We start from the raw sequence: 26,222 nt of genomic DNA on the forward strand, positions 1-26,222 counted from the left end.
ACTCGTTTCTCACTCCTCTGCACTGTTTTCCTCGCTCTTAGGGGCAGGAACGAGTGGAGAAAAGTGAGAAACGAGTAGGGCGCGGCGCTCAAACGTCGCAGCGCAGCCGTACTCGTTCCTCACTCCTCTCCACTGCTTTCCTCGCTCTTAAATCAATCGTTCCAGCGCCAGATTCAACCGCACTTCCAGCATCGCCCGCGCGCTGTCGTCTTCGAACAGCGACAAGGTCTCGCGGCAGAACGCGGTGGTCAGCAGGGCGCGCGCCTGTTCGGCCGGCACGCCGCGCGAGCGCAGGTAGAACAGCGCGTTGGCGTCGAGCTGGCCGACGGTCGCGCCGTGCGCGGCCTGCACTTCGTCGGCGTGGATCTCGAGCACCGGCTGGGTGTCGATCTCGGCGCCCTCGCTGAGCAGCAGGTTCTTGTTCGACAGCATGGCGTTGCTGCCGTCGGCGCCTTCGCGGATCAGGATGCCGCCGTGGAACGCGGCGCGCGAACGGCCCGCGCCGAGACCGCGCCAGATCAGTTCGCACTGGGTGTCACGGCCGACATGATCGATGCCAAGGCGGGTGTCGAGATGACGGCGGCCGGTCGCCAGCAGCACGCCGTTGGCGTGGACCTGCGCGGCTTCGCCGTGCAGCGCTGCGTTGAGTTCGTGACGCGACAGCGCCGCGCCCAATTCCAGATCGATGCGGCGATAGCGCGCGTTGCCCGCGAGCACCGCGTCGGTGCGCGCGATCACGGTCGCGCCCAATGCTTCGTCCTGCACCCGCGCATGCGACAGCTGCGTGTTCGGCGCGAGGTGGACGTGGGTCAGGCTGTTGCTCAAGTGAGTGTGGCTGTCGGCGGCGAGCTGATGCTCGACCACGGTCAGGCTGGCGCCTTCGCGCAGCTCGATCAGATGACGCAGATGCCAGGCGCGGTCGCCCGCAGCCGGGCTGCCGACGAACACCAGATGCACCGGCACCTGCGCCTGCACGCCCGCGTCCACCCGCAGCACCGCGCCTTCGTCGGCGAGCGCGGCGTTGAGTCGTGCGAACACTTCGTCGGCGCGCTCGTAGCGGCGGGCCAGGAAATTGGCTTCGCGCACGTCGCCTTGCGCCAGCACCGACGACAGCGGCTGCAGCGACACGCCGGCCGGCAAGCCGGCCAGGTCGGACTGCGCGGGGTCGTAGCGGCCGTTGTGGAAGACGATGCGCGGCGCCGGGATGCCGGCGATCGCGGCGCTGTCGAACGCGGCCGGGGCGGCGTCGGCGGCGACGAAGGCGCGGCGCTCCAGCGCGCGCAGCGGGGTGTATTTCCAGGCCTCGGTGCGCGGGCCGGGCAGGCCGTCGCGCACGGCCGCGTCGAGCGCGGCGCGGCGGGTCGCGCCCAAACCGGCCGATTCGCGCAACGGCAGCGCATCGAACGTCGAGACGAATGCGTCGAGCAGGGCGCTCATCGGGTGCGCTCCTGCAAGCGTTGATCGCCGCGCATCACGCCGCGTTCTCCGGTGCGACGCGGTCCTTGAGCCATTCGTAGCCGTGCGCTTCCAGCTCCAGCGCCAGCTCCGGGCCGCCGGTCTCGACGATGCGGCCGTCGGCGAGCACATGCACCACGTCGGGCTTGATGTAGTCGAGCAGGCGCTGATAGTGGGTGATGACCAGGAACGCGCGATCGGGCGAGCGCAGCGTGTTGACGCCGTGGGCGACCGCCTTGAGCGCGTCGATGTCCAGGCCCGAATCGGTTTCGTCGAGGATCGCCAGCTTGGGTTCGAGCAGCGCGAGCTGGAAGATCTCGTTGCGCTTCTTCTCGCCGCCGCTGAAGCCTTCGTTGACGCCGCGATGCAGCAGTTCGTCCTTCAGGTGCAGCACGGCGAGTTTCTCGCGCACCAGCTTGAGGAACTGCATCGAGTCGAGTTCGGCATGTCCGCGCGCCTTGCGCTGCGCATTGAGCGCGGTGCGCAGGAAATAGGTGTTGTTCACGCCCGGGATTTCGACCGGGTACTGGAACGCCAGGAACACGCCGGCGGCGGCGCGCTCTTCGGGCTCCAACGCGAGCAGGTCGCGGCCTTCGAACTCGACCGTGCCCTGGGTGACCTCATAGCCTTCGCGGCCCGACAGCACGTTGCCGAGGGTGGATTTGCCGGCGCCGTTGGGACCCATGATGGCGTGGACCTGGCCGGGCCGCAGATCCAGCGACAGGCCCTTGAGGATGTCCTTGCCGGCGACTTGGACGTGAAGGTTTTCGATCTTGAGCATGGAATGGGTCATCGGAAAGTCGGAATGAGTCGATGCGACGAAACCCGCGCGGCTGCGCGCGGGGGGCGCGCTCAGGCGCAGACGCCTTCGTACGCGAGGCGGCGCTGCGCGCCGGCCGCGTCGGTGACGTCGTAGCACTGTTCGTAATCGGATTCGGCGAAGGTCGGCAGCTTCGGGCAGTCGATCATCTTCGAGCGATCCGCCAGTGCCTGCGCCTTGTCGGCGATGGCTTCGATGCGGCCGGTCACGTCGATGCGGAACTCGTGCGATTTGTCGTCGCTGTCGTTCGCGCGCACGCGCAGCCAGTCGCCTTCCAGGCCGATCACGTCGGCTTCGTAAGGCTTGCCCCAGCGGCGCAGTTCGCGCCCGGCCTTGTCGAATTCGACCACGTAGTCGGCCAGCAGCGATTTATCGTCGAGCGGAATCGAAGTCACCCGCGCGTACGGCGTCGCGCCGCAGGGGCCTTCGCCCCAGCGCACGATGCGCGGATCGTCCGGCGCGCCTTCCTCGGCCTGGCTGGTGAACGGCAGCACGTACTGGGTCGTCGCGACCGTCGTCGTCGGCGCGGCCGGCGCGGAGGCTTTGGCTGCTTGCGCGGGATTGGCCGCTGGCGCGGTCGCGGACGCCGCGGGCGCTTGCGCGGCCGGCGTTTCCGGGGTTTTGGAGCATGCGGCCGTCAACGCGGCCAGGCAGCACACAGTGAGTACACGCATCATCCGACCGATCCTTCCAGGCTGACTTCCAGCAGTTTCTTCGCTTCGACCGCGAACTCCATCGGCAGCTCGCGGAACACCGACTTGCAGAAGCCGTCGACGATCATCGACACCGCGTCTTCCTCGCCGATACCGCGCGAACGGCAGTAGAACAGCTGGTCGTCGCTGATCTTCGAGGTGGTCGCTTCGTGTTCGACCGTCGCATCGGGGTGCTTGACCTCGATGTACGGGAAGGTGTGCGCGCCGCATTTCTTGCCGATCAGCAGGCTGTCGCACTGGGTGTGGTTGCGCGCGCCGGCGGCGTTCTTCTCGACCTTGACCAGGCCGCGGTAGGTGTTCTGGCCGCGACCGGCGCTGATGCCCTTGCTGATGATCTTCGACTTGGTGCGCTTGCCGACGTGGATCATCTTGGTGCCGGTGTCGGCCTGCTGACGGTGATGGGTCAACGCGACCGAGTAGAACTCGCCGGTCGAATCGTCGCCGAGCAGCACGCAACTGGGGTATTTCCAGGTGATCGCCGAACCGGTCTCGACCTGGGTCCAGCTGATCTTGCTGCGCGCGCCGCGGCATTCGCCGCGCTTGGTCACGAAGTTGTAGATGCCGCCCTTGCCGTTTTCGTCGCCCGGGTACCAGTTCTGCACGGTCGAGTACTTGATCTCGGCGTCTTCCAGCACGACCAGCTCGACCACCGCCGCGTGCAGCTGGTTTTCGTCGCGCATCGGCGCGGTGCAGCCTTCCAGGTACGAGACGTAGGCCTTGTCTTCGCAGATGATGAGGGTGCGCTCGAACTGGCCGGTGTGGCCGGCGTTGATGCGGAAATAGGTGCTCAGTTCCATCGGGCAACGCACGCCCTTGGGAATGAACACGAAGCTGCCGTCGGAGAACACCGCCGAGTTGAGCGCGGCGAAGAAGTTGTCGCCGGTCGGCACGACGCTGCCCAGATACTTCTTGACCAGCTCGGGCTGCTCGCGGATCGCTTCGGACATCGAGCAGAAGATCACGCCCTTCTCGGCCAGCTCCTTGCGGAAGGTAGTGCCGACCGAGACCGAGTCGAACACCGCGTCGACCGCGACGCCGGCCAGGCGCGCGCGCTCGTGCAGCGGCACGCCGAGCTTGTCGTAGGTATCGAGCAGTTCCTGCGGCACTTCGTCGAGCGAGGCGTACTTGGCTTTCGGCGCGCTGTAGTAGCTCAGCGCCTGGAAGTCGATCGGCGCGATATTGAGCTTGGCCCAGTGCGGCATCGGCATGGTCAGCCAATGGCGATAGGCGTCAAGGCGCCAGTCGGTCATCCACTGCGGCTCGTCCTTCTTGGCCGAGAGCGCGCGGATGACGTCCTCGTCCAGTCCGGGCGGCAGGCTGTCGGACTCGATGTCGGTGATGAAACCGGCCTCGTAGCGGCGACCCAACTGCTCGTGGATCTCTTTATTGGCGATGTCGCCCGCCTGCGCGGGAGTCGGTTTGATGTCGGTGGCCATGGCGGCTGCCTACTGTCTAAGCGCCGGCCAGGCGCAGATCGATGCGCTTGGCGGCTGTGTCGTGAGGAAGGGGTGCGGTGGGTGCGAGCATTTGAGCCAGGGTGACGTTGCTGAGCGCTTCGATGACCACGTCGTTGATGCGGCGCCAGTTGGCGCGCACGCCGCACTGGTTTTCCAGGCCGCAATGGCCTTCGTGGACGCTGCATTCGGTCATGCCGAGCGGGCCTTCCATCGCCTCGACGATCTCGATCAGGCCGATGTCGTCGGCGGCGCGGGCCAGGCGATAGCCGCCGTTGGCGCCGCGGAAGCCTTCGACCAGCCCGGCCTGGGCCAGCGGCTTGAGCACCTTGCTGACCGTGGGCGCTTCCAGACCCGCCCGTTCGGCCAGTTCCGACGCGCTCAGCACGCGGTCGGGCCCGGCCGCCAGGACGGTCAGGACGACCGTGGCGTAATCGGTGAGTTTGGTGACGCGGAGCATCGTGGGGAGGCTCGGGGGTGAATTCGTACCGAAATTGTACGTTTTTATGCCGGGCGGGGCTAGCCGGCGATTTTGCCCAATTCAGCGGGGTGTTCAGTGGTCCAGGCGGGGACCGCGGTGGATACGCCGTTGCGGACCGTCGTGGCCGGACGATGGGCGGGCGATCGAAGCAGGTCGCGGAAGAAAGGCGACGGCTGCCGATAGCGGCGACCGGCGCGGCAGGTCAGAATGCGCGTTCGTCATTGTTGGGAATCCCCATGCCGCGCAAGATCGCCGCCCGTCGTTCCGCCATCCACGGCAACGGTGTATTCGCCGTCGCCCCGATCGCCAAGGGCGAACGCGTCATCGAGTACAAGGGCCGCCGCCGCAGCCACGAAGAGGTCGATGCCGGCGACACCGGCGACGCCGATTCGGGCCACACCTTCCTGTTCACGCTCAACGACGAGTTCGTGATCGACGCCAATTACGAAGGCAATTCGGCGCGCTGGATCAACCACAGCTGCTCGCCGAGCTGCGAAGCGGTGCTGGAAGAGGACGACGGCGACGACCGCCGCAAGGACCGGGTGTTCATCGAGGCGATCCGCGACATCGCCGCGGGCGAGGAGCTGTCGTACAACTACGGCATCACCCTGGCCGAGAAGCACACCAAGGAACTCAAGAAGATCTGGGAATGCCGCTGCGGCTCGGAAAATTGCACCGGCACGATGCTGCAGCCCAAGAAGGACAAGAAGTCCAAGAAGAAAGACAAGAAGAAAGACAAGAAAAAGAAGAAGGATAAGAAGGGCAAGAAGAAGGATTGAGGGGCGCGAACGTCCCTTCTCCCGCGGCGCGGGAGAAGGTGGCCCGAAGGGCCGGATGAGGGCGGGCGGCAGGCTGGCGTGAAGCCGCCTTGAGCGCTCGGGCCCTCACCCCAGCCCTCTCCCGCTGGGCGGGAGAGGGAGCACATGCAAGAGCGGGCGTGGCCGGTCAATCATTGACCGCGTACGAAAGTCCGATAGCTCACCCGCGTCCCGCAACGGGACACTGCGATGCATCCGCCGCCACGCTGCGATAACACCGGGCGGCGACAATGGCCGCCGGTTCGCCCGCATGGGCCACGTTTTCTTCCCGTCTGTCCTTCCGCATCGCATCCCAGGAGTTCCCCGCATGAGCTCGATCCAAGGCAAAGTCGCCGTCGTCACCGGAGCCGCCAGCGGCATCGGCAAGGAAATCGCCCACGAGCTGGCCCGCGCCGGCGCCGCGATCGCGATCGCCGACCTCAACAAGGCCGGCGCCCAGGCGGTGGCCGACGAAATCGTCGCTAACGGCGGCCGCGCCATCGGCGTGGCGATGGACGTCACCGACGAAGCCGCGGTCAACGCCGGCATCGAGCGAGTGGTCGCCGAGCTCGGCGGCATCGACATCCTGGTGTCCAACGCCGGCATCCAGATCGTCAACCCGATCGAGAACTACGCCTTCGCCGACTGGAAGAAGATGCTCGCGATCCACCTCGACGGCGCGTTCCTGACCACCAAGGCGGCGTTGCCGCATATGTACAAGGGCGACAAGGGCGGCACGGTGATCTACATGGGCTCGGTGCATTCGCACGAGGCCTCGCCGCTGAAATCGGCTTACGTCACCGCCAAGCACGGCCTGCTGGGACTGTCGCGGGTGCTGGCGAAGGAAGGCGCCAAGCACAATGTGCGCAGCCACGTGGTCTGCCCGGGCTTCGTGCGCACGCCGCTGGTCGACAAGCAGATTCCCGAGCAGGCGAAGGAACTGGGCATCAGCGAGGACGAGGTGATCAAGAAGGTCATGCTCGGCAACACCGTCGACGGCGTGTTCACCACGGTCGAGGATGTCGCGCAGACGGTGCGCTTCCTGGCCGAGTTCCCGAGCGCGGCGTTGACGGGGCAGAGTTTTGTGGTGAGTCATGGGTGGTATATGCAGTGAGGCGGCTTACGCCGACGATTTGATCGCGGCGGTTGCTTTTCTCGTCATTTCCGCGGGTGAGAAATGTCAGGCCGCCTGTGCTCGTCATTCCCGCGAACGCGGGAATCCAGTGGCTTTCGCTCTGCCAGTCACGACGATTCCCATTGGCGAGAAAGTCGCTGGATTCCCGCGTTCGCGGGAATGACGGTGATGAGAGAGTCGAGGGAAAGACGGTGTTGATAGTTCGTGCTGAAGTTTCTGGATCCCCGCCTTCGCGGGGATGACGAGCAAACAACTAATCCGCAGTTTGAAAGCAGTACCTCGCAGCCCACAGCAAAAGGCGGTCAGCATGGCAACCACGCGCACTCCGACCCGGCGCAACGCCGCTCCTTCCGGCAGCGCGAAGCGCGCCAGCGACTCCGAGCCGGCCAAGCGCGAGCCGGCGCGTCGCGAGCCGGCCAAACGCGACCCCAAGCCGGCTAGCCCGGCGAAAAAAGAGCCGCCTGCCAAGGCACCGGCGCAAAAAGAGCCGCCCAAGTCCGCGAATACAGCCCGGGCGGCGGCCACGCCTACGGCACGCAAACAAGTCGCCAGGCAAACGGCGGGCAACCGCGTGGTTAAGCAAGCAGGGAGCAAGCGCACCACCCAGCGAGCGGCGTTCATCGATCCGGCTGACGCGCCAGCCGCGGCCGTCGAAGCCGTCAACGCAGCACAGGGTCGAAATCGAAACACCGAGCAAAAGCGCGCGCCCGACAAGGCGGCGACGTCGCGCGCGACCAAGCGCGCCGATGACGGTCGCGCCGATGGCAACGCCGATCCGCGTCGCAGCGACGGCGCGCGCCGGACTCACACCCGCGACACCGCCCCCGTCCTGCCCGACAACATAGCTCTGGTCCTGCAAGGCGGCGGCGCGCTCGGCGCATACCAGGCCGGGGTCTACCAGGGCCTGTTCGAAGCCGGCATCGCGCCGAACTGGATCGCCGGCATTTCGATCGGCGCGTTCAACACCGCGATCATCGCCGGCAATCCGCCGCAGCGGCGGATGGAGGCGTTGCGCGAATTCTGGGACACGATCTCGCGTCCTTATCTGTTGCCGTCGACCACCTTCGGCCAGGAAGCGCGCTTCGCCGACATCGACGCCGACAGCCGCGCCTGGCTCGACACCTGGGAAGCCTGGCGCGCGATCGTCGAAGGCCAGCAGGGCTTCTACCAGCCGCGCAGTTGGCTCGGCCAGGACCCGATGGCGCTGTTCGGCGCGCCGCCGGGGCCGGCGGCGGCGAGTTTCTACGACACCTCGCCGATGATCGCCACGCTCGAGCGCATGGTCGATTTCGATCGGCTCAACGACGGCGGCATCCGGGTCAGCGTCGGCGCGGTCAATGTGCGCACCGGCAACCTGGAGTATTTCGACAACACCCAGATGCGCTTGGACGCACGGCATATCCTCGCCTCGGGCGCGCTGCCGCCGGCGTTTCCGGCGGTCGAGATCGACGGCGAGTTCTACTGGGACGGCGGCCTGGTGTCCAACACGCCGCTGTCGCAGGTGCTGACCGCGACACCGCGCCGCGACACCCTGGTGTTCCAGGTCGACCTGTGGAATGCGCACGGCGATCTGCCGCAGAACCTGCTGGACGTGGCCGAGCGGCAGAAGGAAATCCAGTATTCCAGCCGCACCCGCCTGATCACCGACACCCAGCGGGTGTTCCAGCATTACCGGCGGCTGCTGCGTGAATTGCTGGAAGAAATCCCCGAGGCCGTGCGCAAGACCAATCCCTGGGCGCAGCACGCGGCCGAACTGGCCTGCGACCGCCGCTACAGCGTGGTCCATCTGATCTATCGCGACCGCGCGCGGATCGGCCACTTCAAGGACTATCAGTTCGGCCGGGTGGCGATGCGCGAGCATTGGCTGTCGGGGCAGAGCGATATCGCGCGCGCGCTGAGCCATCCGGAGTGGTTGCAACTGCCGCACGGCGAATCGGCGTTCGTCGCGCACGATGCCACGGCGCCTTGAGCGGAGCGATTGCATCCGGATATGTAACGGCCCGATGACAGCGTGCGCTGATTCGGCCCACCGACGAGCGCACGAAGTCAGTCACTGCCGCTGATGGTTGTCACGCCGCGACTACGCCGCAACCTGAACCAATGGCCCATGGCGCTGAGATGCACATGAACGCCCGATGGTTGCCATGACTTACGCCATTTAGCCAACGCTCGTCACGCGGCTAGTCTGCGCGGCGTCGCGGTGCCGTATGCCGCGACTCGAACCCGCGACGGGGGTGCGTCGCGGGTCGGTTCACCGGCTCGGGGTCGCAGCATGCGCAATCCACTGTTCGTTTCGTTGTCGGCGGCCTGCGCCGTATTGGCCGCGCCGTGCGCGCAGGCGCTGGAGATCGACGGCCGCATCGATCCGCAGGAGTGGAGCCAGGCCCAGCACATCGAGGATTTCCGCCTGACCCAGCCGCTGTCGCGCGAAGCCGCGTCGCAGCCGACCCAGGCCTGGATGATGGCCACGCCGGAGGGCCTGGCGATCGCGTTCCGCAACGTGCAGCCGGCCGGGGTGCAGCGGCTGCGTCAGCACACCGAGCGCGACGGCGACGGCACGGTCGACCGGGTCAATCTGTACGTCGACTTCGATGGCGACGGCCGCATGGGCTACAACTTCACCGTGACCCTGGCCAACAGCATCACCGACGCCACCATCACCAGCGAAAACCAGTTCAACAACGACTGGGACGGCGACTGGCGCCACGCCACCAGCGAAGACGACGAGGGTTGGTCGGCGGAGATGCTGATCCCCTGGCATATCGCGCCGATGCGCAAGGCCGACGGCGGCAACCGCACGCTCGGCATCCAGCTCGACCGGGTGATCGCCTCGACCGGCGAACGCACCTCGTGGCCGGCGGTGCACTACACCCAGGCGCGTTATCTGTCGGCGTTCAATCGCGTGCAGATGCCGGCCTACGGCCAGACCCTGCTGGCGATCACGCCGTACGTGGTCGGCGTGCAGGACGCGGTCAAGCACCAGGGCGATTTCGACGGCGGCCTGGACCTGTTCTGGAAACCCAGCGGCAAGTTCCAGCTCAGCGCGACCGTAAATCCGGATTTCGGCCAGGTCGAAAGCGACGAACTGACCGTCAACTTCAGCGCCACCGAAACCTTCTTCAGCGACAAGCGGCCGTTCTTCACCGAGAACCAGAGCTTCTTCGACGTGCCGTTCGGTTCGTACAGCAGCAACAGCCGCCTGATCTACACCCGCCGCGTCGGCGGCGGCCGCGACGACGGCGACGGTTCGGGCGATGTGACCGCGGCGCTCAAGCTCAACGGCAGCGCGGCCGGCTTCAATTACGGGCTGTTCGCCGCCAGCGAGGGCGACGAGGTCGGCCGCGATTTCTACGCCGCGCGCGTCACCCGCGATTTCGCCCGTTTCGGGCTCGGCGCGATGGTGACCCAGGTCGACCGGCCGTTTCTGGATCGCCAGGCCAACGTCTACGAATTCGATCAGCGCTGGACGCCGAACCCGCAATGGTCGATCCGCGGCGCGGTGGTCGCCTCCGATGTCGAGCAGGCCGGGCGCAGTTTCCGCGACAGCGGCGGGCAGGTCCGCATCGATTACGACATGGGCAAGGGCTGGCGTCAGCAGCTGTACGGCCTGCATCTGGGCAAGGACCTGATGCTCAACGATTTCGGCTATCTGGAGCGCAACAACTTCAACTACATGCGCTACGACCTGGGCCGGCGCGTCACCGACCTGCCGGCCGATTCGGCGTACTCGGGCCACGACTGGCATTACGCGGTGTCGCGTCGCTATACCGACGACGGCGTGCATATCGCCGATGCGTTCGCGATCAACCGCCGCAGCGATCTGCGCAATGGCGGCCGCGAATTTATCGAAGCGGCGCTGTGGGGCAGCGGTCACGACGATCTGATCACCCGCGGCCACGGCGTGCTGCGGGTGCCGGCGAAGTTGTTCATGACCTACGAAAGATTGCGTCCGCGCCAGGGCGACAACCCGTGGTCGCTGTACACCGAGGCCGGCTACAGCGCCGGGGGGCTGGGCGGGCTGGACGAGGGCGAACTGAGCCTGTACCTGGAGCCGAACTACCAGTTCAGCGATCGCATGCTGCTGTTCGCCGGGGTCGAGTACAGCCACAACCCCGACTGGCTGCTGTGGCGGCAGGATAATCGCGTCGCCAGCTTCCGGGCCGATTTTCTGTCGCTCAACGCCGGCCTGCAGTGGTTCATCGACAGCAAGCAGGAGCTGCGCTTGCGGCTGGAAACCATCGGCGTGGATGCGCGCATGCGTCAGGCCTATCGGGTCGGCAGCGACGGCCGCGCGCTGGCGGTGGCTGAAGAAGTTCCGGATTTCAACGTGCGCAATCTCGGTTTCCAGGTGCGCTACCGCTACGAACTGGCGCCGCTGTCGTACCTGTACGTGGCCTACGTGCGCGGCGGCGAGATGTTCGAGGAAGGCATGCGGCACGACGGCGTCGGTCGCCAGTTCCGCGATGCGTTCGATCTGCGCGACAGCGAGCAGTTGCTGGTCAAGCTGTCGTACCGATTCGAGATTTGATCGCGGTCCGGCGCGTACAACGACCTGGGTTGCAGTACCAAGTTGCCGCCGTCGCCGCGTTTTAACGGCGAGCGCTTGCGCCGCGTGTGACCGGTTGCCTGAGCGTGCGCGCGCGCGGGCCAAAGGGCTTAGGAATACCGGTTACGGCGCGCTCGGGATGATAGAGATCGCGCCGGCACGCCATCCCCCGACGTGCCGGCGCGCATCGCTGCTGCGGGCAGGCCGTGGTTGCACGGCGGACGTTGCGCGAGGCGCGCCTTTTCGAATCTTCCGACAAGGAGCAAGCAATGGATGTTCGCGCAATCCGTATCGCCACGGCCGCGGCCCTGATCATGGTGGCATTCTCCGCGGTCGCCGCCGGCGGCAAGGGCGTGACCTGGCGCAAGGCCGGTCACGTCAACGGCGTCGACCACGTGGGCTGCTTCAGTCCCGAGTGCGACGCCTACCAGGGTGACACCGAGTGTTCGGTGCGCCTGCCGGTGCTGTGTCTGAAGCAGGACGGTTCGCCCGCGCCGGTGCCGACCGACTATTACAACGGCTGGGCCAAGGGCAACATCGCGCTGAGCCGCGCGGTGCGCGGCGATTCGTTCGCCACCCGCGCTCAGGCCGATGCGTTCTGCCGCGCCGAGTTCGGACCGGGCTATCGCCTGGCCACGCACCACGACGGCGACGGCGGCTGGAGTTGGCGGGCCTACGGCAACATCGACGCCACGACGCGCTTCTGGGTGACGGTGATCGATCAACCCAGCAGTTGCTGGAACTGACTCGGGGTGCCCGCCGGCCGTTGGGTCGGCGGGTGTTTCGGGTTCCGGTGAGTTGGCGTATCGGTCCGGGAGGCGGGCTCTGCTTCCGGATGGGTCGATGCAGGACGGTGCTTTGTTGCGTTGGGCGTGGAGAAATTCTCTTGCGCAAGCTTGCGCCGTTGTTCGTGGTGTCGCGGTCGCGGCTCGCGCCGCTCCTACAGGTAGCGTACGAAGCTTCACGCAAGCCCCTGTAGGAGCGGCGTAAGCCGCGACCGCGACACCGCATCGACGACGCTGCCGACCAAAGCACCGAGCGGCCGCACGAATTCGACGGCTCATAAGCGAACGGACATCAATCCTTCCGCCACTGCACCCCGAAATACACTGCCCGCCCATCGCCCGGCAGGAAATTGCATCCGTCCAACCCGCGCGCATCGGCGATCACGTTGGTGCTGGCGATCCACTTGCGGTCGCCGAGGTTGCGCGCATCGGCGAACCACGACCATTGCTTGGCGAGCTTTCCGCCGACGCGCAAGCCGGCGATGGTGTAACCCGGCGCCTTGAAGCTGTTGGCGTGGTCGATGTAGTACGACTGCGGGGTCCATTCCATGCTCGGCGCAAGGTACAGATACTCGCCCGGCGACCAGCGCAGTTCGGCGCGCAGTTGTTGCGGCGGCACGCCGGCCAAGTCGTTGTCGCCGTAGACGCGGTCGCCGTCGAAACGGAAGTCGTTGTAGAGGTAGTTGGCCGACACGGTCCACTGCGCCGCGGGCGTCCAGCCCAGGCCGAGTTCGATGCCCTGATGCACGGTGCGATCGGCGTTGACGGTGCCCAGCGGGTTGCCGTTGCCGTCGCTGAGCGAAAGCAGTTCGCCGCGGACTCGCGCGCGGTACACGGCCAGGTCCAGCGACATCGTGTCGCGATTGAGGCGAAGGCCGATCTCGCCACTGTCCGCGCGTTGCTTGTCAACCGGGGTAATGCCCGGGCCGCCGCTGAGTTCGCCGAAGCTCGGCGGTTCCAGGCTGCGGCTGAGGTTGGCGTAGAGCTGGGCATGCTCGTCGATGACGTAGCGCAGGCCGAACTTGGGGCTGATGCCGGAATAGTCGGCGGCGAAACTCTCGTCGCGGCCGCCGGTGATGAAGCGGTCGCGCGAGCGACGGTCGGCGTCGAGCGCCTGCGCGCCGAGCGACAGCACCCATTGCGGCGCGAGCCAGGCCTGGTTCTCCAGATAGAGTTTGCGATTGCGTGCGTGTTGATCGAAGCGGTTGCTGCGCGCGCCGACGCGGCCGGCGATGTTGAAGTAACGGTCGTCGTCGATGTCGCCCTGGGCGAAGGCGGCGCCGGCGATCAGCACATTGCGCAGGCCCCGCCATTGCGACTCGTGGCGCCAGTGCAGATCGATACCGACATCGGAACTGTCCTGCTGCAACACCTGGAAAATCGGATGATGCAGCGACTTGTCGGCGTAATAGGCCGAAACGGTCAGAGTGCTGCGTTCGGACGCGGCCCAGGCCAGCTTGCCGGCGATGCGGTCGAGACGGTAATCGCGGCGCTGGTTCAGGGCGAGGTTGCCCGGTGCGGCCAAGCGCGGATCGCGGCGCGATTCGTCGAGGGTCAGATTGCCGGGCAGGGCCGAGCGCGTATCGACATGGGTCAGGTAGACGCGTGCGTCGAGCGTGTCGCTGAAGCGATAGCCGGCGTTGGCGAACAAGCGGTAATTTTCCTGTTCGGCGTGATCGCGATAACCGGTTTGATTGATGCCGCTCAGGCTCAGATAGCCGTCGGCCTCGCCGCGCACGCCGGCGAGCGCGATCTGGCCGCGGCGATAGCCGAATGCGCCGGCCTCGGCGCGCACGGTCACGGGCGCGGCGTCGTAACCGGTCGGCGAAACGAAGTTGATCGCGCCGCCGAGTGTCGCCGCGCCGAATTCCAGCGCATTGGCGCCGCGGTAGACCTCGATGTAGCGTGTCGCCAGCGGTTCGACCGCCTGAAAATCGAAACCGCCGTCGGCTAGGTTGAGCGGGCTGCCGTCCTGCAGCAGTTCCAGGCCGCGGCCGTGGAAGGTGCGTTGCAGGCCCGAGCCGCGGATCGACAGGCGCGCTTCCTCGGTGCCGAAGCGCGGTTGCACGAACACGCCGGGCGCGTAGCCCAATGCATCGGTCAGGGTGCTGACGCGGCCGTCGCGATACGACTCGCCGTCGACCAGCGCGGTCGCGCCGGCGCGCTGGTCCAGGCGCGTGCGCGCGGCCTCGGGGCTGTCGACCGCGCGGCCTCGCGCGTAGCGGCCGAGGACGCGGACCGTACCGAGGGTTTTGGCGGAGGCGTCGTCGGGCGTTGGCGCCGCATCGGACTGCGCGGCGCCGTCGAAGGCGGCCGCATCGAAGGCGACGGCGGTCGCCAATGCGAGCGCGGCGATACGAAGTGTGACGATGCGCATGACGGAGTGATCGCAGGCTGAAAGCCGGCAAGCTTAGGCGGCGTTTTTCTCGCACGAGTGCGGCATATCGCCGCACTCGTGCATGACGACGCGTGATGGCCGTCGGCGCGTCGCTTTGACGTTTGCAGTGGTTGCGGATGCTGCGCGACGGTGTTCGTGCTCCGATCGAAGTAGCGGCTCACGAACCGCGATCACGCATTCGCAATGCACGACGTACGCAAACGAAGCCGACACCAATACGGCGACGACTAGCCGTTCAAGACCCAACCATCATCGATCTTTCCGATCACTCACGCCGCATCGCCTACCGATGCCACATGCGCATGCACCGGCTTGACCCGCAGCGCCCAGATCACGCCCGCGATCAACAAGCCGACCCCGATCAGGGTCAACGGCTTCGGCGCCTGGCCGCGCAGGATGAAGGTGTAACTCAACGCCGCCAGGGTTTCGAACACGATCAGTTGCCCGGCCAAGGCGGTGGGCAAGCGCTGGCTCGCCTGATTCCAGCACAGGGTGCCGACCCATGAGGCGAACAAGCCGATCGTCGCCATCAAACCGATGAAGAACGCCGGGCGCGGCCCGAACGGCATCGCGAACGATGCGCCGCTCGCGCTCATGTACAGCCACAGCGCGATGTAGCCGAGCAAGGCCAGCGGCAGGATCGCCACGCCCTGCGCGGTGGCCCAGGTGCGCGGGTTGCGGCCGGGATGCGCGCGCAGCCAGTCGGCGTTGCGCAGCGGGTACCAGGTCCAGCAGGCGACGCCGCCGAGCGCGAGCAGTGCGCCGACTGCGTAACGGCTAAGGTCGGCATTGGCGTCGGCGCGCAATGCCTCGAGTTCGACCTGATTGACGCAGGCGATGCCCAGCGCGATCAGCAGCAGCGACGGCGCCAGCCGCCGCCATGGCAGGCGGCCGTCGCGTTTGCTGTCGCGCAGGTTGGCGCTGATCGCGATCACCACCGGCAAGGTGCCGATGATCATGGTCGGCAACGGGCCGCCGGCGCGCTGGATCGCGCTGGCCAGGCACAGGTAATAGAGCAGGTTGCCGATCGCCGACAGCTTCAGTGCTTCGATCCAGTCGGCGCGGGTGAGCTGACGCAACGCACCGCGGTCCAGCCAGGCCAGCGGCAGTGCGATCAGGCCGAAGGCGAGGTAGCGCCCGACCGATTGCAGCGCGGCCGGGTATTCGGGCAACAGCAGCGGACCGATGAAGACCAGGCCCCAGATCAGGCCGGCGAGCAGGGCGTAGAGGGTTCCTAGCAGCATGCGCGCAGTGTGGCGGGTGGCGATGGCGGGGTCTTGTAGCAGATTGCGGTTTTGGCGGGGCGCGCGGGTTCGGTGGTTTGGCGTCGGGTGTGAGGTGGCGTGGTCGCGGCTTGCGCCGCTCCTACAGGGGCTTCGGAGGCATGTCGGCCCCTGTAGGAGCGGCGTAAGCCGCGACCGCGTCACAACGCCAACGCCGCCGCCAACCCTCAGCCGCGAACCTGCTTCTGATACCGCGCCGGGGTGATGCCATAGCGCCGCACGAACGCACGGGTCAGATGCGCCTGATCGCTCAGGCCGGTGTCGGCGGCAATGCCGGCCGGCGCGGCGCCCGCGGCGAGCAGACGCTTGGCCTGATACAGACGCAACGCCATCAGCATCTGCTGCGGAGTGACGTGATACTGCGCGCGGAACCGGCGCAGGAAATGGAACGGACTCAGGCCGGCGATCACGGCGAGTTCGTCCAGGGTGATGCGCTCGGCCAGATGCGCGCGCAGGTAGTCGACCACGCGGTCGAAGCGATGTGCCGGTTCGTCGCGCAAGCGCCGCGGGATGCGCGCGTGATCGCGGAATTCACCGAGCAGCGCATGCAATTGACTGTCGAAATCCAGCGGTTCGCGCGCCCGCCACAAGCTGTCCAGGCGCGCGGTGATGCGGCGCGCGCGCAGCGGATCGTGCTGCACGGCCTGATCGAACCACCAGCCGGTTTCGCCGGTGATCTCGTCGGCCACATCGGGGTCGACGTAGATCATCCGGTAACGCCAGCCGCCTTCGGTTTCGGCGCGGCCGGTGTGCAGCACGTCGGGGTTCATCAGCACCAGCGAGTCGGGCGGAGCGAGATGATCGCTGCCGCGATAACGGAAGCGTTCGACCCCGGACTCGATCGCGCCTAGGCCGTAGGCCTCGTGGGTGTGCGGTTCGAAGGCATGGCGGACGATGTGCGCGCGGTACAGCTCGATGCCGCGACGATGCGCCGGCTGGCGGAATTCGGCCGCGTCAAAAGCATCGACGAATTGGGCGGGGACGCCTTGCATGCGCCGAGTATGGCATGCGTCCGCGCGGGCTTCAGGCGGGCGTGGCGTCGTCGTCGCGCAATTGCCGCAGGGCGACCCAGGCGCGCGCGGTCAGGATCTCGAACAGCCCGGCGCGCGCGGTGCGGCGGCCGAGCACCAGCAACGCGTGGTCGCGCGTGAGCAACCAGCGCGCGTTCGCCGCCAGCGCCAGTTCGAGGAATTTCTGGTCGTCCGGATCGGCGCAGCGGGGCAGGGCGACGGTCTGCGCATCGGCGTCGTGCTGCAGCACATGCAGCCAGCGGTCGTAGTCGAGCAGGCTGCGTTCGCGCGCGGCCGGTTCGAGTTTCAATTGCGGATAGGTCAGCACGCGCTGCCATTCGGCGCGGCATTCGGCGTCGGTGACCGCTTCGATCGCGCCGCTGCGCAGCGCGTCGAGCAAGGGCGCGAGATCCGGCGCCTGGAATGCGAACAGGTCCAGGCAGACGTTGCTGTCGAGGACGATGCGCGGCGGATGCGCGCTCATGCGCGGACGATCGTGGCGAGGTTCAAAGATCGTCCTCGCCCGGAAACGACACGCTGAGTTCTTCGACCCGCAGCAACTCGCCCTGCTTGGGGAATTTGGGATCGTCGCTGGCGTAGTCGGCGTCGCTGGACGGCACCGCGTCGGCTTGCGTGGACGGGCCGCCAGGTACGAGCCCCAGGCGTGCGCCGCGCATCACCGGGTCGCCGTCGCGGCTGGCGAGCTTGCCGCCGTTCCAGTCGGTGATGGTGCCGCCGTAATCCCAGCCCATGCCGCTGAAGCGGATCGGTTTGCCGTTGAGCCGTACCAGTTCGCTCAGGCGCATGCCCATGACGATGCCGTTGTCGAGACGCCAGCGCGTGTCCGCTTCGCGCACGCTTACGAAGGTCAGGCCGCGCAGTTGTTGCTCGTCCTGGTAGTGCAATTCGGCGCGGCGAGCGGGGTCGTCGGCGAACAGGATCACGCCGCGGAAGTCTTCGCCTTCCGGGCCGGGCAGATGATCGTCGATGCGGACATTGGCCGCGCCGAACAATTGCTTCAGCCGTTCGGGCCCGACGTCGGGTGCGAGCGCGCCGGGCAGGACGTACTCGGTCACCGCTTCGACCGCGGGTTCGGCGGTGATCGTGGGTGCGGCTGGTGCGGGCACCGCGGGCGCTGGCGTGGGCTTGGCGACAGGCGCGGGTTGCGGCGTTGCGGCCTGACGCTCGCAGGCGCTCAGCAGCACGCACAGGCTCAGCGCGATCGCTACGCGCGACGCGGCGAGGTTCACGGCTTCACTTCGCGGATGTCGGCGCTGCCGATCCGCCACGCGCGTTGCGCGTCGCTGGCGCCGTCGACCACCGCGCGGCGCAGGGTGTAGGCGCCGACGTACTTGTGCTGGCTGCCGTCGCGCTGGGTCGAGGCGATCGCGACCGGCACTTCGACATAGCGCTGGCCGGCGCCGGCATCGACGCGGCCGGGCGGCATCACTTCGACCGAAACGCCGACGGTTTCGGCGAACCCGTCGGCGAACTGCTGCGGAGTCTGGCCGCTGGCGCGGCCGCCGTCGGACCACAGCGCGTAGGCGCGTTCGAAATTCTTGCCGTTGATCGCGGCGTAGTAATCGCGGATCACGGCGACCGCGTCTTCGGCGCTGGGTTCGGCGGGCGTGGCGGGCGGGGTGATGGGATCGACCGGCGCGGCGATCGGCAGGGTGCCGTCGACGGGTAGTGCGGCCGGGGCGGTGGGTTCGACCGGTGGCAGCGGGTTGCCGTTTTCGTCCAGCGCCGGCGGCGCGTTCGGGTCGACCACGGGCAGGCCGATCTGGCCGGGGCCGGGCCGGTCGGGCATGCCGGTCACGCCGCCGCGGTTCGCACCTTCGGGCGTCGGCAGGGATTCGCCGGCCGCGCCTTCGGTGCCGCCGTCCGCGGCGGTGCCTTTGTCCTTACAGCCGGTCACCAGCCACAGCGGACAGGTCAGGGCGGCGATCAGGGCGATCAAGGAGCGAGACGGGCGCATGGCGGAGTCCGAGGCGGTTGGGTGCGCGGTCGGTTTCGATCAGGTCTTTCGATCAAGCCGGCGCGCGATCGAGCGAGTGTATAGGCGTAACCGCGATGTCGGCGACGTGCCGGAAGTTGCTGGGCGGGGGCGGCTCAGCTTGCTGGATGGGGGCTGACTTGGGGGCGTGTGCGGCTTTATTTTCTCGCTGTGGGCTGCGAAGGCGGTTCTTTCGGTTTGGGGATGGGTTTGCGCGGTGCCGGTAAAGACAACAGCAAAGCAAAAGCGAATCCCCCCTGCCCCCCTTTTCCAAAGGGGGGAACAGCAAGAGCGGGCGCTGCGGCGACGAATCGCACGAGGGAATCGCACCGGCGAATCGGATCTTGCCGCTAACATCGATCTAATTTTTTCTGCAGTTGCTTTTCCCCCCTTTGGAAAAGGGGGGCAGGGGGGATTCGCTTTGGCTCCGCGCTTTCATGCGCCGCACCGCCCCGCGCAAAACTCAGCGCAACACCACCGCGATCGACACCCCGATCAACTCCCAGCGCCGATCCACCGGATTGCGCTTCATCCGATACCAGCCCTTGTAGCGACGGTTCTCGCCGTCCTGCAGGCTCACCCGCAGGTCGACCGGAATTTCCAGCAGTTCGGGCTGGGGTTCCTGATCGATCTGCTTGGGTGCGTCGTTTTCGATGCGGATCGCGCGCAGGTTGTCGAGCGCGCGCAGGTCGGCTTCTTCGTTGCCGCGCGGCAACCGCTGGTAGGCCCAGTGCTTGTCGGCTTCCTCGCGTTTGCCGCTGCCGAGTTTCTGCAGGTATTGGTGCAGTTCGTCGACCGCATCGGTCATCGCCTCCAGACGTTGCTGGCTTTGCGCCTGGGCGCGTTGCGCGGCGGCCGCCTGCGCGCGCGTCTGCGCGTCGTCGGGCGCTTGCGCCGCGGGCGGCGTCACCGCGGCGTCCGGGTCGGGTTGGCGTTGGCAGGAGCAGCCGACGAAGCTCAGTGCGAGCAGGGCGGGAATCAGCAGGCGCATCGGCGAAGTCCATTCAACGCGGCTGCACGATTACAGCCACGGGCGATGCTAGCGTTTGCGGGCGGGGTGTAGGAAGCCGCGACGGCGCGGCGCGGCATAAAGCGGATGCGGCGTCGCAAAAGCGCTCGCGGATGCGGCGATCGCCGCCGGGGCGGCGCTGACGATGCTGGTCGCGGACCGCTCGCGGATCGCGATGCGATCGCATGCGCCCGCCCGCGGCGCGGACGCATGCAACCGCGTGACGTTGGCGCCGGTCAGGCCTGCGCGTCGCGCAACTGCTGTTCCAGACGCGCCTTCAAGGCGTCGTCGATCTTGAGCTGACGCGCCAGTTCGTCCAGATATGCGCGCTCCATGTAGGTCTGATCGTCGGTCGCGAGCAGGCTGGCCAGGTACATTTCCGCGCCGATTTCCGGGGTGGTCGCGGCGCGCGCGACTTCGGCCGGGTCCAGCGGCTTTTCCAGTTCGTCGTGCAGCCAGCGGCGCAGTTCCGGGTCGCCGTCGATGCGGGTGAATTCGCCCTCGATCACTTCGCGTTCGCGCGCATCGATATGGCCGTCGGCCTTGGACGCGGCGACCAGCGCCTTGAGAATGGCCTGACTGTGCAGTTCGGCCTGCGGCGGCGGCAGGCGGTCGACGGTCTGCGGCTCGGCCGCGCTGTCGCCCTGCTGACGGCGGTAATCGCCATAGGCCTTGTAGGCCAGCACGCCGACCGCGGCGACGCCGCCGTACAAGGCGATCTTGCCGGCGTGCTTGCGCAGTTTCTTGTTGCCCAGCAGCAGGCCGAGGGCGCCGCCGGTCAGCGCGCCCTTGCCGAAATCGGCATTGAGCAGGCCGCGCTTTTCCTCTTTCTTCTCGTCTCCTTGGTAACGCACCGGCGGCTTGCCGCCGCCGAGCAGGCCGTCGAGGCCGCCCGCGCCGAGGCTGTTCTGCGCGGTCTTCAACAACTGGTCGAGAAAGCCATGAGTCTTCATGCGGGTCGCTCCGTAGCGAGGTCGTGATCGAAGTCGTGATCAAACGACCTATGGGCCGCGACGCCGGCCTTCAAGGCGGGCACGGCCGGAGCCGCCTCGCGACGGCGACGACGTACATCCGCGATTCAAGCTGGCGTAATGCGACTCGCCGCGATGCGCTATGAAATCGAGCGACACGGTGCGGCCCTTAGCCGCGTTGTTGCACCGCAAGACGCAGACCCAGGGCGATGAACACGCTGCCGGTCAGGCGTTCCTTCCAGCGACCGCCGCCGGCGGCGAAACGCCGGCCGAAGCGGCCGACCGCGAAGCTCAGAATCAGGCTGTTGAGCATGCCGATCATCGACAGCAACGCGCCGAGCACCAGGAACTGCAACCACACCATGCCGCGCTCGGGATGCACGAACTGCGGCAGGAAGGCCAGGAAGAACAAGGCGACCTTGGGATTGAGCACGCCGGTCACGACCGAACGCAGATAGACATGGCGGGCCGATACGCGCGCGGCCGGCCCGTCCGCGGCGAGCGACTCGGCAGTCGCCTCGACCGGCGCCGGCGGGGCGCGCCATGCCTTGATCCCGAGCCAGATCAGATACGCCGCGCCGGCGTACTTGAGCACTTCGAAGGCCAGCGCCGAGGTCGCCAGCAAGGCCGACAGCCCGAGCCCGGCCGCGAGCGCGTGGATCAAGGTCGCCGTTTCCAGTCCGAACGCCGCCTGCACCCCGCGCGCGGTCCCGCCCGCGGCGCTCTGGGCGATGATCCAGGCGGTGCCGGGGCCGGGAATGAACACCAGCACGGCGGCGGCGATCAGGTAGGCGGTGAGGGTGGCGGTGTCGAACATGGCGGCGGCGGGCGAGGGACAGGACCGCAGTCTGCGCCGCGGCGATGGCAGCCGCCAAGTCCCGCGCGCTCGCTTTGGTGCGAGGGTGTGTTGCGCGTTTGCGGCGAGGCCGGGCGGTTGTCTGGATGGCGCCGGGCGAGGCCGGCGATCGGGGGGGACGATCAGACCGAACTATCGGGTTGAACTATTGGGCCGACCGATCAGATCGAAGTCGGCGACTGGCTCTGGATCTTCTCGATCGCCGACACGAACGCCTCGGTGCCGGGCCATTGACCGATCCGTCCGAGCTTTTTGCTTCCGCGGAACACCAGGAACGCCGGAATGCCGTGCAGGCCGAAACGCGTGCCCATGGCCGGATCTTCGTAGACGTTGTCGTGCAGCCACTCCACGTCGGGCCAGCTGAAGCGCTCCTGCGCGAGCAGCATCTGGCCCTTGGCGACGTCGCAATTCGGACAATCCTTGCCCCACAGGAACAGGATGCGCAGATGGCCGTCGTCGGGCAGGAATTCGTCCAGGCGCGCTTCGCGCACCAGCTTCATCGGAAACTGCCAGAAGAACCGCGGGTGGGTGGTTTCGGTCACACGGGCATGCTACTCCAGTGGCGACTGGGTGGCGGCCCATGCAGGCGCTGGAGCTTTGCCGCCGGACGAGCCGGGGATGGCCGGTGTCGCCGAACGGGGTCGACATGGGGGCGATGGATGATCGTCCCCATGCCGCGACCTCTTACATGGTCAGGCGATACAACGCGCCCGGATCGGTGCTCAGCGAGACATCGATACGGTTGGTGCTGGTGCCCACGGTCGTCCACAAGCCGGTGTAGAGGTCGAGCTTCTCGATCTGCGTCCACCAGCGGTTGAGCCCGATCGTTGCCGTGCCGGAGACGGTCGGGAAGCGGCGGGCGAATACCACCAGGGCGCGGGTGTCGGTGGATTTGCCGTATTCGCCGGCCAGCACCTGATTGGAGGAAATCCAGCCGACCAGATCGCCGGTGCTCACGCCCAGCGCGTTGTCGACGAAGCCGCGGTAGGTGTAGGCGCTGAGTTCGCGCTGGAACTGACGGCTGTAGCTGTGCAGGTTCAGCGCGTCGCCGGCGAGATCGGTGGGGTCGTTGTTCCAGTCGAACATGCTGGTCTGCCAGCCGCCCTGACCGTTGAACCCACCGTTGTAGCGGTGAGTGTGGCTGGCGAAATTGGCCAGGCCATCGCCACCGAACACATAGAACCAGCTCGCCGACCAGCGCAGGCTGTTGAAGTTGGCGTGATTGAACGGATCGGGATGATTGGCCGGGTCGGCGGTGCGCACGTTCTGCATGTACGCCACCGACGTACGGCCGCGGCTACGCGCCATGTTGGAAACGATCGACATGTTTTCCGACATCAGCAGATCGCGCGCGGTCGCGCAATTCTGCAGCGACGGCACGAACGGATAAAGATTGAACGCGAGGTAGTCCGGCCGGATCTTGTCCACCGCGTCGCGGGCGTAGTTGGAGTAGCGGTTGACCATCGCCGTGGTCAATGCGGGTTGGGAGATGGTGCCCGCGGCGCAGTCCACGCCGTACTCGTGAGGCGCGAGCGCGCCGCCATGTCCGGTGCCGTTGAACGATGCGTTGTTGGCATGCAGCGGAAGCAGGTTGACGAAGATCTTCATGCCGCCCAGGCGCGGATCGCTCTTGACGCAGTCGGTCTGCCTCTGCAGACGGGCGATGTCGTCCAGCGCGGGTTCGTCGGCGAAATGCAGGCCGGCGTAGGTATCGCCGAACTCGGCGCGCAGCGGCGCGAGCAGCGGATCGATGCGTCTTTGGGTGTAGCTCGTGCAATCGGTGGCGCCATCCGGGCCGCGGGTGCTGTACCAGTCGAAACCTTCGTAGGTGTAGAAGCTCAGGCCGCGTTCCTTGATCGGCGCGGCGATAAGGCGGGCGGCGGCGAGGGTGTCGGTGGGCGGCAGCAGGAACTTGGTCACGCCCAGATCCGCCAGGGCATTGACGGCTTTGCGCGCCTGCACGGGATCGTTGCGGTAGCAACCGCTGCCCGCCGGGGTCGTGTAGCACATCTCGGCGGTCATGAAAGCGAAGCTGCCGTCGACGAATTCAGCGGCCTGGGCGGATTGGAACGGGAGACTGGCTGACAACAACAGCGCGCATACGGCTGATTTTTTCATGGGCTTGCACGTTCCATAGTGGGTATTGATCACGCTCGGGGTTTTTCAAGATGGCGCAAACCGCGCGGGGCGCGCTCAAACAACGCCCGCGGCCGCAGGCCTGGAGCCGACGAATGCCATTGCATCATTCGCCTGTCTCAGGCCGTGCGCCGTGTTCATCGCGTCAGACATGGAGACCGCCGTTGTCGCCCGGTCGCGACGGACCAGGCAAGCAGGCCGCGCCCGCGCATCACTGCGCGACCAGCTGCACCGCATGCTTGCGAAACGCCGCCAGCACCGCGTCGTAGGTGTCGGAAATGACGTTGTGCTGGCCGTTTTCCGGGTCGTTGATCCAGAAGTGGCCGTCGAGCTGGATGCCCTTGTCGTTGACGCCGGTGATGTACATATGCGGCGGCGGCTGTTGCAGCACGCGCGATTGCGCGGCCATCGCCTCGACGAACAGCTTGCGCGCCAGTTCGAGATCGACGTCGCCCTTGACCAGCACTCCGCATACCAAGCGCAGGTTACGGTCGGACCAGGACTGGTTGACGATCACGTTGCTGGTCAGGCTGTCGTTGGGGACGATGGCCTCGACGCCGTCGCGGGTGCGGATCATGGTGTAGCGCACGGTCATGCGGGTGACCCGGCCGACGATGTTGTTGGTCGCGATGTTGTCGCCGACCCGCACCGATTGTTCGAACAGCACGATCAGGCCGCTGATGTAACTCGCCGCGAGCCGCTGCAGGCCCAGGCCCAGGCCGATGCCGAGCGCGCCGCTGAACGCGGCCAGGGCGGTGAGGTTGATGCCGCTGATCGAGAAGATCACCGCGGTCGCGGTGATCCACACCGCCACGCTGAAGATCCGCGACAGCGCCAGCACGAAGTTGGGCTGCAGGGTGCGGCTGCGGCGCAGCAGGTTGGTGATGGTCTTGTCGCCCCACAAGGCGATGATCGCGATCACCACGCCGACCACCAGGCCCCGGATCACGCCCTCGCTGGACAGGTTGATGCCGCCGAAGCTGAGCTTGGCCGAATAGAGTTTGGCGATCAGCGCGCTGCGGTCCTTGAATACCGCGAACACCACGGCCAGCCACGACACCACCGTGGCCAGTCGCAGCATGACCCGCAGCAGCATGGTCGGGCGGAACAGCAGTTCCACCACCGCGCCGATCACCCGGATGATCACGAACAGCAGCAGCAAGGTCCCGGCCAGGCCGATCAGCGGATTGTCGAAGCTGCCGCCGATCAGGCTGCTTGCGCCGAGGCTCAGCAGCATGACCAGCGGCATGCACAGGTATTCGACCAGGATCAGCAGGATCGGGCGCTGATGGCCCAGCTTGAGTTTGATCTTGCGCGTGACAAGCACCGCGATCGTCAGCGCGGCGAGCAGCACCAGCACGGTGACGATCAGGTCGGTGGGATTGGACACCACGTCCAGGGCATCGGACACGATCTCGGCGAGTTCGGGGTCGGTCTCGAGGGAGGGCTTGGCGTTGACGGTCATCGGTCGGGGCGTGAGCGGATCGGTGGGGGATGGTGACAGGTCCGCGCGCGGATCATTCGCCCGGTTCGGTGAGCTTGCGATCGCGGCGGCATTGCGCCAGCGGCTTGCCCTGCGCCGAGACGATGCGCGTGATCCGCATGTTTTCGTGATCGGTTTCGACTTTCATGCAGGCGCAGCCATGGCCGTAAGAGGCATTGCCGTAGTTGACCCATTCGCGTTCGCTGATGCGCGAAGGCCAGTCGCCCTCGGCCTGCTCGCCGCCCTGGATGCCGATGGTCCATTCGCCGTCGCGATCGATCAGCCAGGCATTGGCCGGGCTGGGATTGATGAACCAACCGCAGCGGTTTTCGACAGCGGGCTTGCCCGCGGCGGTTTTCCCCCAGGCCACCCCAGGCAACGCCGCGAACCAGAGCGTCAGGCAAGCGCCGGCGATCGCGCGGCGATGGGCGCTGCGCGGATCGCGCGGGGCGGAGCGGATCGGGCTGCGGCGGATCAGGTTGAGCGGCATCGCGGTGTCCTTCGGGTCGATGTCCTGGGATGGTAACGAGGCGAGGGGCCCGGTGTGAGGGCTGTCATCGCGATTGTCCGGGCTGGATGGTGACGATGACGGTTGCCGTCGGCGGTGGATTCGCGGGGCGGCGACAGCGTGAGCGCTGACGGCGCGGGAACGAGCAGGGCTCACGTCGACGCTAAGTCAGTGCGTGGGCGTTCAAGGCCGGCGCGCCGTCGCGGCGATGCGAGCGAACAGCGTCGGCGCGGATGCGCCGCCGATCGAGGTTTTGCGAGTCGCATTCGAAGACGACGGGACCTTGCGACGGTTCGAACGGCGCGCGCCTGCGCGCAGACGACGGCGCGAACGAGCTGTGTTCACGCCGTCGCGCGGTGCTTTGCGCCAGGCCCCCGTCAGGCCCG

At 67.0% G+C, this 26,222-nt stretch carries 22 protein-coding genes and 1 pseudogene; 5 read left to right on the forward strand and 18 right to left on the reverse strand.

Annotation, left to right across the window (positions count from 1 at the left end; translation table 11 throughout):
• Positions 1 to 147: 147 nt before the first annotated feature.
• The 5 genes from sufD to AC3A4T_RS13820 form a co-directional block, all read right to left on the reverse strand.
• The gene (gene sufD / locus AC3A4T_RS13800) at positions 148 to 1,437 is read right to left on the reverse strand and encodes a Fe-S cluster assembly protein SufD (protein WP_487675901.1); all 1,290 of its coding nucleotides are present in this window, start codon (positions 1,435 to 1,437) and stop codon (positions 148 to 150) included.
• Between the two features lie 34 nt (positions 1,438 to 1,471).
• Complete coding sequence (sufC, locus tag AC3A4T_RS13805; RefSeq protein ID WP_487675960.1) at positions 1,472 to 2,236, reverse strand: Fe-S cluster assembly ATPase SufC; 765 nt, start codon at positions 2,234 to 2,236, stop codon at positions 1,472 to 1,474.
• Positions 2,237 to 2,307: 71 nt separating this feature from the next.
• Positions 2,308 to 2,949 carry a hypothetical protein gene (locus AC3A4T_RS13810; RefSeq protein ID WP_487675902.1) on the reverse strand — a complete coding sequence of 214 codons (642 nt, stop codon included), beginning with the start codon at positions 2,947 to 2,949 and terminating at the stop codon, positions 2,308 to 2,310.
• Positions 2,949 to 4,424, reverse strand: a complete 1,476-nt coding sequence (gene sufB, locus AC3A4T_RS13815) for a Fe-S cluster assembly protein SufB (protein ID WP_487675903.1) — start codon at positions 4,422 to 4,424, stop codon at positions 2,949 to 2,951. Before sufB ends, AC3A4T_RS13810 begins: the two co-directional genes overlap by 1 nt.
• Positions 4,425 to 4,440: 16 nt before the next feature.
• Entirely contained in the window at positions 4,441 to 4,902 is a 462-nt protein-coding gene (locus tag AC3A4T_RS13820) for an SUF system Fe-S cluster assembly regulator (RefSeq protein ID WP_046655838.1), read from the reverse strand.
• 257 nt (positions 4,903 to 5,159) lie between these two features.
• On the opposite strand from AC3A4T_RS13820, the pseudogene AC3A4T_RS13825 reads away from it, so the two are divergent.
• The 5 genes and pseudogenes from AC3A4T_RS13825 to AC3A4T_RS13845 form a co-directional block, all read left to right on the forward strand.
• Positions 5,160 to 5,624 (forward strand): annotated as a pseudogene (locus AC3A4T_RS13825) (SET domain-containing protein); the annotation flags it as partial.
• Between the two features lie 424 nt (positions 5,625 to 6,048).
• Positions 6,049 to 6,834, forward strand: a complete 786-nt coding sequence (locus AC3A4T_RS13830) for a 3-hydroxybutyrate dehydrogenase (protein ID WP_487675904.1) — start codon at positions 6,049 to 6,051, stop codon at positions 6,832 to 6,834.
• A 592-nt stretch (positions 6,835 to 7,426) separates the two neighbouring features.
• Positions 7,427 to 8,824 carry a DUF3734 domain-containing protein gene (locus AC3A4T_RS13835; protein ID WP_487675905.1) on the forward strand — a complete coding sequence of 466 codons (1,398 nt, stop codon included), beginning with the start codon at positions 7,427 to 7,429 and terminating at the stop codon, positions 8,822 to 8,824.
• 303 nt (positions 8,825 to 9,127) lie between these two features.
• Positions 9,128 to 11,383, forward strand: coding sequence for a DUF5916 domain-containing protein (locus AC3A4T_RS13840; RefSeq protein WP_487675906.1), 2,256 nt, complete (start codon positions 9,128 to 9,130; stop codon positions 11,381 to 11,383).
• Positions 11,384 to 11,670: 287 nt separating this feature from the next.
• Positions 11,671 to 12,147, forward strand: coding sequence for a hypothetical protein (locus AC3A4T_RS13845; protein ID WP_487675907.1), 477 nt, complete (start codon positions 11,671 to 11,673; stop codon positions 12,145 to 12,147).
• 331 nt (positions 12,148 to 12,478) lie between these two features.
• On the opposite strand, the gene AC3A4T_RS13850 is transcribed toward AC3A4T_RS13845, so the two are convergent.
• The 13 genes from AC3A4T_RS13850 to AC3A4T_RS13910 all read right to left on the reverse strand — a co-directional run bounded on the left by AC3A4T_RS13850 (position 12,479) and on the right by AC3A4T_RS13910 (position 25,818).
• Positions 12,479 to 14,563: a TonB-dependent receptor family protein gene (locus AC3A4T_RS13850; protein ID WP_487675908.1), complete on the reverse strand. Its 2,085-nt coding sequence runs from the start codon at positions 14,561 to 14,563 to the stop codon at positions 12,479 to 12,481.
• A gap of 290 nt (positions 14,564 to 14,853) precedes the next feature.
• Positions 14,854 to 15,828 carry a DMT family transporter gene (locus AC3A4T_RS13855; RefSeq protein ID WP_487675909.1) on the reverse strand — a complete coding sequence of 325 codons (975 nt, stop codon included), beginning with the start codon at positions 15,826 to 15,828 and terminating at the stop codon, positions 14,854 to 14,856.
• A 206-nt stretch (positions 15,829 to 16,034) separates the two neighbouring features.
• A complete protein-coding gene (locus AC3A4T_RS13860) occupies positions 16,035 to 16,859 on the reverse strand; it encodes an AraC family transcriptional regulator (RefSeq protein WP_487675910.1) in 825 nt (274 codons plus the stop codon).
• Between the two features lie 31 nt (positions 16,860 to 16,890).
• Complete coding sequence (locus tag AC3A4T_RS13865; protein ID WP_487675911.1) at positions 16,891 to 17,361, reverse strand: putative toxin-antitoxin system toxin component, PIN family; 471 nt, start codon at positions 17,359 to 17,361, stop codon at positions 16,891 to 16,893.
• A 22-nt stretch (positions 17,362 to 17,383) separates the two neighbouring features.
• Positions 17,384 to 18,127: a hypothetical protein gene (locus AC3A4T_RS13870; RefSeq protein ID WP_487675912.1), complete on the reverse strand. Its 744-nt coding sequence runs from the start codon at positions 18,125 to 18,127 to the stop codon at positions 17,384 to 17,386.
• Positions 18,124 to 18,855 carry a hypothetical protein gene (locus AC3A4T_RS13875; RefSeq protein ID WP_487675913.1) on the reverse strand — a complete coding sequence of 244 codons (732 nt, stop codon included), beginning with the start codon at positions 18,853 to 18,855 and terminating at the stop codon, positions 18,124 to 18,126. The genes AC3A4T_RS13870 and AC3A4T_RS13875 overlap by 4 nt, the downstream gene beginning before the upstream one ends.
• 481 nt (positions 18,856 to 19,336) lie before the next feature.
• Entirely contained in the window at positions 19,337 to 19,864 is a 528-nt protein-coding gene (locus AC3A4T_RS13880) for a hypothetical protein (protein ID WP_487675914.1), read from the reverse strand.
• 254 nt (positions 19,865 to 20,118) lie between these two features.
• Entirely contained in the window at positions 20,119 to 20,835 is a 717-nt protein-coding gene (locus AC3A4T_RS13885) for a tellurite resistance TerB family protein (RefSeq protein WP_036110357.1), read from the reverse strand.
• Between the two features lie 187 nt (positions 20,836 to 21,022).
• On the reverse strand, positions 21,023 to 21,670 hold the full coding sequence (locus AC3A4T_RS13890) for a LysE family translocator (RefSeq protein ID WP_487675915.1): 648 nt from the start codon (positions 21,668 to 21,670) through the stop codon (positions 21,023 to 21,025).
• A 200-nt stretch (positions 21,671 to 21,870) separates the two neighbouring features.
• Complete coding sequence (locus tag AC3A4T_RS13895) at positions 21,871 to 22,251, reverse strand: thioredoxin family protein (RefSeq protein WP_487675916.1); 381 nt, start codon at positions 22,249 to 22,251, stop codon at positions 21,871 to 21,873.
• Positions 22,252 to 22,393: 142 nt separating this feature from the next.
• Positions 22,394 to 23,827 (reverse strand): hypothetical protein, encoded by a 1,434-nt coding sequence (locus tag AC3A4T_RS13900; RefSeq protein ID WP_487675917.1) that lies wholly within the window; start codon positions 23,825 to 23,827, stop codon positions 22,394 to 22,396.
• Positions 23,828 to 24,056: 229 nt separating this feature from the next.
• On the reverse strand, positions 24,057 to 25,310 hold the full coding sequence (locus AC3A4T_RS13905) for a mechanosensitive ion channel family protein (protein ID WP_487675918.1): 1,254 nt from the start codon (positions 25,308 to 25,310) through the stop codon (positions 24,057 to 24,059).
• A gap of 52 nt (positions 25,311 to 25,362) precedes the next feature.
• Positions 25,363 to 25,818, reverse strand: coding sequence for a DUF4087 domain-containing protein (locus tag AC3A4T_RS13910; RefSeq protein WP_487675919.1), 456 nt, complete (start codon positions 25,816 to 25,818; stop codon positions 25,363 to 25,365).
• Positions 25,819 to 26,222: the final 404 nt, after the last annotated feature.

Source organism: Lysobacter sp. Soil_N_51 (assembly GCF_057655755.1).